Origin of the sequence: Massilia glaciei, from assembly GCF_003011895.2 — a bacterium.
GTDB classification, from domain to species: Bacteria; Pseudomonadota; Gammaproteobacteria; order Burkholderiales; family Burkholderiaceae_D; genus Telluria_A; species Telluria_A glaciei.
Genome location: NZ_PXWF02000125.1, coordinates 1 through 6,168, shown reverse-complemented (window position 1 = coordinate 6,168; position 6,168 = coordinate 1). Strand labels below are relative to the sequence as shown.

The following is a 6,168-nucleotide window of genomic DNA, read 5'->3' as shown; positions in this document are numbered from 1 at the left end:
CGTTGTCGATGCTGACATTGGCGTTTGAGAAGCCGGTGACCGGCTCCGAGAAGGTGAACGTGACGAGCGAGCTCTGGCCGGCGCTCAGGGCGCTGTCGGCGAGCGCGATGCTGACCGTCGGAAGTTCGGAGTCGATCGTGAAATTGGCCGACGCGGTCGCGCCGTCGCCCGGGTTGCCGATCAGGTCGGCGACAAGCGTGTTGTCGACCGTGATCACATTGCTGGCCGAGGTGACGCCGGCGGTCGGCGTGAAGGTGGCGGTCCAGGTGGTGCCGCCATCGACCGAGGAGACGGCGTCGAGCGTGCCGTTGGCGACCTTGATGGCCGAATTCGAGAAGCCGGTGACCGCCTCGGAAAAGGTGAAGGTGACCAGCGCGCTTTCGCCAGCAGCCAGCGCGCTGTCGTCGATTGTGATCGCGACGATCGGCGCGGCGGTGTCGATCGCGAACGAATTGGAATCGGTTTCGCCCAGGCCAGGATTGCCGGCCAGATCGGTCACTGCCGTGTTGTCGAGCGTGATCAGGTTGGCGCCCGCGGTGACGCCTGCGTCCGGCGTGAATGTGGCACTCCAGGTGATGCCGCCGTCGATTGAGGTGGCGGCGCCGAGGACGCCGTTGGTGACGCTGATGGCGCTGTTGGAAAGGTCCGCCACCGGCTCCGAGAACGTGAAGGTGACCTGCGTGCTTTCGCCGGCCGCCAGCGCGTCGTCGGCGACCAAGATGGTCGCGCTCGGCAACAAGGTGTCGATCGCGAAGCCCTCGCTGCTCCCGAAGCTGATGCTGGAGGCATTGCCGGCCAGGTCGGACAGGGTGCTGAACTCGTACGAGATGTTGCTGTTGGCTTCGATGTCGGCGGTCGGGGTGAAGGTCGCCGTCCAGGTGGTGCCGCCGTCGAGCGAGGCGAAGCTGTCGAGCGTGCCGTTGTCGATGCTCACATTGGCGTTCGAGAAGCCGGTGACCGGCTCCGTGAAGGTGAACGTGACGGTGGTCGTTTTGCCCGCGCGCAGCGCGGTGTCGCCCACCGTGACGCCGACGTCCGGCCGTTCGGTGTCGATCGTGAAATTGCCCGAAACGGAGGTGGCCGCGCCGGTGTTGCCGTACAGGTCCGCCTGCGCGGTTTCGTCGACGGTGATCAGGTTGCTCGCCGCAGTGATGCCGTCGTCCGGCGTGAAGATCGCGGTCCAGGTGATGCCGTCGCCGGCTGCGGTGACGGCATCGAGCGTGCCGTTGGCGACCGTCACGGAGGCATTCGAGAAACCGGTCACCACCTCGGAGAAGGTGAACGTGACGAGCGCGCTCTCGCCGGCAATCAGGTCGGTGTCGTCGAGCGTGATGGACACGCTTGGCCGTTCGGTGTCGATCGCGTAGTCTTCGGAAATGGTGGCGCCTCCGCCGGCATTGCCGGCGAGGTCGAGCACGCCAGTATTGTCGAGCGTGATCACGCTGCTGGCCACGGTGATGCCGGAGTCGGGCGTGAAGGTGGCCGTCCAGGTCAGGCCGCCATCGCCTGAGCTGACGGCGCCGAGGGTGCCGTTGGCGGCGCTCAGGTCGCCGTTGTCGAAGTCCGCGACCACTTCGGAGAACGCGATCGTCACGAGCGAGGCGCCGCCGGCGGCGAGGATCCGGGTGTCGAGCGTGATGGTGGCGGTCGGAGGCGCCGTGTCGATCGCGAAGTTGTTCGAATCGACGATCTGCGTGCCCTGCGGGCTGGTGTAGTTGCCGGCCATGTCCTCCGGCCAGAATCGGTCGAGCGAGATCACGTTGCTCGTGTCGCTCACGCCGGCGTCGGGCGTGTAGGTCGCGGTCCAGGTGAGGCCGCCGTCGCCCGAGGTGAGCGTGCTGAGGGTGCCGTTCGGCACCACCATGTGGCTGTTGTCGAAGTAGGTCGCCGGCTCGTTGAAGGTGATCGTCACGAGGGTCGATTCGCCGGCCTGTAAACTGGCGTCGGCGACGTCGATGGTGAAGGTCGGGGCCGTGCTGTCGATCTCGAAATTTCCGGAGGCGCTGCTGCCGCCGCCGGCGTTGCCCGCGCTGTCGGTGTAGAGGGTGTTGTCGAGCGTGATGACGTTGCCCGTGTCGTCGACGCCCGCGGTGGCCGTGAAACTGAGGGTCCACGTGCGGCCCTCGCCGCCGCTGGTCAGTTCCGACAGCGTGCCGTTCTCGGCGGTGAAGTCGCCGATGTCCAGGCCCGTCACCGCCTCCGAGAAGGTGAACGTCACCAGCATCGACTCGCCGCCCGCGAGCAAGGTCTCGGCGAGCGTGATGACGACCGTCGGCGCCGCCTGGTCGATCGTGAACTCGGCCGAGTAGGTGGTGCCGGTGCCGGTGTTGCCGTCGGCGTCGGCCACGCCGGTGTTGTCGAGCATGATCGCGTTGTCCACCGAGTCCGCGCCCGCGTTCGGGGTGTAGGTGGCGGTCCAGGTCAGGCCGCCGTCGTCCGTGGCGAGGCCGTCGAGCGTGCCGTTGCTCGCGGTCAGGTCGCCGGCGTCGAGGCCGCTCACGGCCTCCGAGAACGCGATCGTCACGAGCGTGCTTTCGCCGGCCGTCAAGAGGTCGTCGGCGAGCGTGATGGTGGCGCCCGGGCGCACCGTGCTGACCACGTAATTTCCGGAGTAGTATGCGCCGTCGTAGTTGCTGGTGTTGCCGGCCAGGTCGGCCACGGCGCCCATCGTGAGGCTGACCACGTTGCCCGTCGCGTCCACGCCCTGGTCCGGGGTGAGCGTGGCGGTCCAGGTGGTGCCGCCGTCGAGCGAGCCGACGGTGCCGATGGTGGCGTTGTCGGCGGCCACGTTGGCGTTCGAAAAGCCGGTCACGGCCTCCGAGAACGTGAACGTGACGGTGCTCGCCCCGCCGGCCGTCAGAACGCTGTCGGCGACGACGATGCCGACGGTGGGCATCGCGGTGTCGACCGCGTAGTTGGCCGAGGTGGTGGTGCCGCTGCCGGCGTTGCCGGCCAGGTCGGCGTAGAGGGTGTTGTCGACCAGCAGCACGCCGCTCGCGTCCTCGACCCCGAAGGCCGGCGAGAAGGTGGCGCTCCAGGTGGTGCCGCCGTCGGCGCTCGAGACGTCCGAGAGGCTGCCGTTGTCGACGCTCACGGCGCTGTTGCCGAACACGACCGGCTCCGAGAACGTGAAGGTCACCTGGGCCGTGTCGCCAATGGCGAATGTGGTGCGGTCGAAGGCGATGTCCACCGTCGGCGCCGTCACGTCGATCGCGTAGCTGGCCGTGGTGCTGCCGGCGCCGGCGTTGCCGGACGCGTTCTGGAAGCCCGCGTTGTCGACACTGATCATGTTGGCCGGCGCGTCGGTGCTGGCCGTAGCGGTGAGGGTGGCGCTCCAGGTGGTGCCGCCGTCGGACGTGGCGAGGGTGTCGAGGAAGCCGTTCTCGACCGTGACGTCGCCGTTGTCGAAGCCGGACACGGGCTCCGAGAACGTGAACGTGACGACGGTGCTCCCGCCGGCCGTCAGTGTGTCGTCGGCCAGCGCGATGGACACGCTCGCGACAGCGGTGTCGATCGCGTAATTTTCCGACGTGGTGGTGCCCACGCCGGCGGTGCTGCCCGCGTCGGTCACGCCGCTCAGGTCGAGCGTGATCACATTGCTCGCGTCGACCAAGCCGGGCGTCGGCGTGAGGGTCGCGTTCCAGGTGGTGCCGCCGTCGGACGAGGTGACGGCGTCGAACGTGCCGTTTTCGACCGTCAGGTCGGCGTTGTCGAAGCCGACCACGGCCTCCGAGAACGTGATCGTCACGGAGGAGGTCTCGCCGGCCAGCAACGCGTTGTCGCTGAACACGATGGCCGCGGTGATGCCGGCCGTCATGACCGAGTACGCGTTCGAGTCGGTGCTGCCGCTGCCGGCGTTGCCGGCGGTGTCGGTCAACGCGGCGTTGTTGACCGTGATCAGGTTGGTCGCGCTGGCCACGCCCGCGTCCGGCGTGAGCGTGGCGGTCCAGGTGGTGCCGCCGTCGACGCTGGTGACCGCGCTCAGGGTGCCGTTGGCGACGCTCAGGTCGGCATTGCTGAAGCCGCTCACGGGCTCGGAGAACGTGAACGTCACGAGCGAGGTTTCGCCGGCGGTCAGGGCGTCGTGGGCGACCACGATGGCCAGCGTCGGCGCCGACGCGTCGAGCGCCGCGTTGGACGAGTCGGCGCCGGTGGTGGTGTTGCCCGCGTTGTCGGTGGCGCTGAGCGAGACGTTCAGGCCGGTCGCGTCGCCGGCGCCGGCCTCGATCGTGAAGCTCGCCGTCCAGATGCCGCCGCTGTCGGCCGCGGCCACGGCCGCGCCGCCGCCGAAGGCGCTGAAGTCGACCGTCACGGCGCTGAGGGTGTCGCCGTTGCCGTCCGCGGTGCTGTTCCAGGTGGCGGTGACGGTGTCGCCTGCCACGTAGGTGCCGCCGGCGCCGCTGGCGCCGGAAATGCTCAGGTTGGCGTCGGTGACGACCGGGGCCTGCAGGTCGACCACGGCGCTGGTGTCGTCGAGCGTGCCGGTGACGTTGCCCGCGTTGTCGGTCGCGGTGACGATCACGGCGCCGTCGGTGGCGTCGGTGATGCCGGCCACGGTGACGTAGCTTGCGCTGTAGACTCCGGCGGCGAGGGTGGGCGTGACGATGCCGCCGCCGAAGCGGCTGAAGTCGAACGTCACGGCGGCGAGGGTGTCGGTGTTGGCGTCGCCGCCGGTGTTGGTCCAGGTCGCGCTGACGGTGTCTCCGGGCCGGTAGGCGCCGCCGCTGCCGCTGCCGGTCGAGGTGAGCGCGATGTTGGCCGCGGTGACGACCGGCGCGAACCGGTCGAGCGTCACGTTGCTGGTGCCGACCCTGGTGGTGACATTGCCGGCGTTGTCGGTGGCGGAGACGGCGACGTTGCGGTTGACAGTGTCGATGTTGGCGGCCGTGATCGTGTGCGACGCGCTCCAGGTGCTGCCGCTCAGGGTGGCGGCGGCCGTGCCGCCGCCGAACTGGCTGAAGTTGACCGTCGCGGCGACGATGCTGTCGGTGTTGCTGTCGGTCCAGCTGGCCGTGACGGTGTCGCCGATCTTGTAGGCGCCGCCGGTGCCGGTGGCGCCGGAAAGGACGATGTCGGTGGTGGTCACGACCGGCGCGATGTTGTCGACGGTGGCGTTGCTGGTGCCGGCGGCGTTGGTGGCGTTGCCGGCGTTGTCGGTGGCCGTGAAGCTGACGTTGCGGGCGGTGCCGTCGACGGCGCCGGCCGCGATGGTGTAGGACGCGCTCCAGACGCCGCCGACCTTGCTCGCGGCGACGGCCGAGCCGCCGCCGAAAGCGCTGAAATCGGCCGTCGCGCCGCTGATGGTGTCGGTGTTGCCGTCGGTCCAGGTGGCGGTGACGACGTCGCCGATCCGGTAGGCGCCGCTGGTGCCGGTGGCGCCGGAGATGGTGATGTTGGCCGCGTTCACGGCCGGCGCGACGTTGTCGACGGTGGCGTTGGTGGTGTCGGCGGTGGTCGTGGTGGTGCCGTTGCTGGCCGACACGCTCACATTGCGCCCGGTGGCGTCGAGCGCCCCGGCGGTGATGGTGTAGGTGGCGCTGTAGGTGCTGCCGCTTAGCGTGGTGACGACGGCCGAGCCTCCGCCGAAGGCGCTGAAGTCCATCGTCACGCCGCCGGCGGTGATGCCGGTGTTGTTGTCGCCGGTTGTGCCGTTGTTCCAGGTCGCCGTGACGGTGTCGCCGATCTTGTAGGCGCCGCCGGTGCCGGTGGCGCCGGAGATGCTGACGTTGGCGTCGGTGACCACCGGCGCCACGACAAGCGCGGTGTTGACGTTGGTGGCGACCCCGCTCTGGTTGTAGATTTTGGCCACCGCCGCCTGCGCGGGGAGGGCGGTGTTGCTGGCGCCCCCAACCAGGCTGTTGACGCCGCCGACGTTGCCGCTGACGGCGACGTTGTTGGCGATGGCCGCGTAGCTGGCGGCCGTCATGCTCACCGTGCCGCCGGTGGCGTTCCAGATCGCGCCCACGGCGCGCCCGCCCACCCCCGCGTTGTTGCCGCTGCCGCCGGCGGCGCCGCCGCCGCCGCCGGCGGCGATGTTGTTGGTGATGGCCGAGGCCCCGATGATGGTCAGCGCGCCCGAATTGTAGATGGCGCCGGCGGCGCCGCCGCCCGTGCCGCCACTGCGGTCGTAGCCGGCGCCGCCGCCGCCGCCGCCGATGGTCAGGCCGG

The 6,168-nt window shown here is 69.6% G+C and carries 1 protein-coding gene; it reads right to left on the bottom strand.

The genetic code is table 11. The features are described 5' to 3' along the window. A partial coding sequence (locus C7C56_RS28705) for an Ig-like domain-containing protein (protein WP_106757209.1) occupies positions 1-6,168 on the bottom strand: 6,168 nt, incomplete at both ends.